The following is a 2,115-nucleotide window of genomic DNA, read 5'->3' as shown; positions in this document are numbered from 1 at the left end:
TGTCTGAATCACGGATAGACACGGATTAACGGATTACACGGATAAAAGATGCTATCGACAGCTAGCATAAGAACGCGCAATCAACTGCGCTACTATAAACAGCGGGGCAAGATGCCCCGCCTACGGTTTCTGTTGCACTAATTCTTAACATGAACCAAGAGAGATATGCTCAAGCTAACCACAAATAGACATTTCGATGTCGAGATATGAATCTCGAGCTACAGGTTCTGTTGACTTGAGGCATATTTGGTGAGAAGGAAAGGCGTTGGGGAGGAGAGGTTACTTGAGGATGACCATCCGCCGTAACGCAGTATAATACCCTGTGCGGAGTTGATAGAAATAGACTCCGCTAGCGACGGATTCTCCGCTGTCGTTACGACCGTCCCAATAGGCTGCCTTTGCCTGATCTGTGTAATACCCCGCGGAATGATGTCCCAAATCTAACCGACGCACGGGCGTACCTTTTGTATCGTAAATCGTAAGCGTTACGTCAGCGGCGTGGGCGAGGTGAAATGGTATCCATGTTTCGGGATTGAATGGATTGGGGAAGTTTGGGAGCAGTGTGGTCTCGGCAGGAATGAGTATAGCTAATAGCGCATCGAGATTGGAGCGACCGCGCTGAAAGGTGAGCGAACCGTCATCTGCCGTTTGCGCTAGGGCAATCCAGTTCTGAACTGTTTTAGGAGTGATGCGAACACCGATCGGTATCATGTGGTGTCCTCTGCGACCTATAGGTGCTGCGGCAGTTGTTGTCTCATCAAGGTGGGCACTGACAGCAACTAGATCAAGGATGTTAACCATGCCATCGCCGTTGACATCTCCCGATAGCTCTTTTCCTGTTTGTCCAAACAGTGTTCCGACCGTTGCCAAATCGACAAGGTTTACAATACCGTCTTGGTTGACATCATAGATGGACATCTGCGGTGATGTATCCGTTAGTGGTGCGACGTTCCATAGGAGCACTGTGCCATCCTCACTTCCGCTCGCTAGCGTGTAGCCAGCCGGACTAAACGCCACGCTAGTAACCTCGGCTGTATGCCCCGTGAAGGTGGCTGTGAGTTCCCTTGCAGCAACATCCCACAGTTGTACAGTGCCCCCGGTACGCCAATCTCCACTCCCACTTGCGATTATGTTGTCATTTGGACTAAATGCGATGCTGTTGATAGGACCCCCATCTCCCCTGAGAGTTGCTATGAGTTCCCTTGTGGGAATATCCCACAGTTGTACTATGCCAGCCGTACGCCAAGCTCCGTGCCCACTTCCGCTGGCGAGTGTTTTTCCATCCGGACTGAATGCGACACTGTTGACAGGGTGCGTACTGCTCCTGAGAGTTGCTACAAGTTTCCTTTCGGCGACATCCCACAATTGTATATTACTGTCCCGAATCCCAGCTGCGAGTATGGTGCCATCCGGGCTGAATGCAATCGCTCTCACGCCGTGCGTGGCCCCCATGAGGGTTGCTTTGAGACGACCTGTATCTGGCTCCCATAACCGTATTGCGACATCTTGCTTACGACTGCTACTGGAGTTGCCTGGCCAACCTCCAGCAGTAGCAAGCGTGGTGCCATCTGGACTGAATGCGGTACTTAAAATAGCACTCGTGTGTGCCGTAATAGTGGTTTTGAGTTGTCCTGTATCTGTGTTCCACAGTCGTATCCTACCTTCATCTGTGTCGTCGTCACCTACCGTTGCTATGGTGCTACTATCCGGATGGAACGCTATGGCACGTATACCGTTCGCATGCCCTGCGAAGACAGCTTTGCGTTGTCCAGTCTTTATGTCCCATAGTCGCACCCTGCCGTCTAGCCAACCTCCTCCGGTTGCCAACGTCGTGCCATCGGAACTGAACGCTATACTGTTGATATTGGAAGTATACTCTCTGAGGATGATTCTTGGTTGCCAGGTGGCAGTATCCCGCAGCCACACTGTGTTATCCAAACTCGCGCTTGCCAACGTCGCCCCATCCGGACTGAATGCCACACTGTTGATATAGTCCGCATGCCCGCCGAGGGTGACTATAAGCTGTCCTGTGTCAACATCCCATAATCGCACCGTGCTGTCTCGTGAACTTCCCCCGGTTGCCAACGTCGTGCCATCGGGACTGAACGCTATATT

At 51.8% G+C, this 2,115-nt stretch carries 1 pseudogene (only partly in view); it reads right to left on the bottom strand.

Annotated elements, in window-relative coordinates:
• Positions 1-279: 279 nt before the first annotated feature.
• Positions 280-2,115, bottom strand: a pseudogene (locus F4X08_12680) (hypothetical protein); it runs 771 nt beyond the window's last position.

The sequence above is a fragment of the Gemmatimonadota bacterium genome, assembly GCA_009841265.1.
Taxonomy (GTDB): domain Bacteria; phylum JAAXHH01; class JAAXHH01; order JAAXHH01; family JAAXHH01; genus JAAXHH01.
This window is presented reverse-complemented; position numbering and strand designations above follow the sequence as displayed.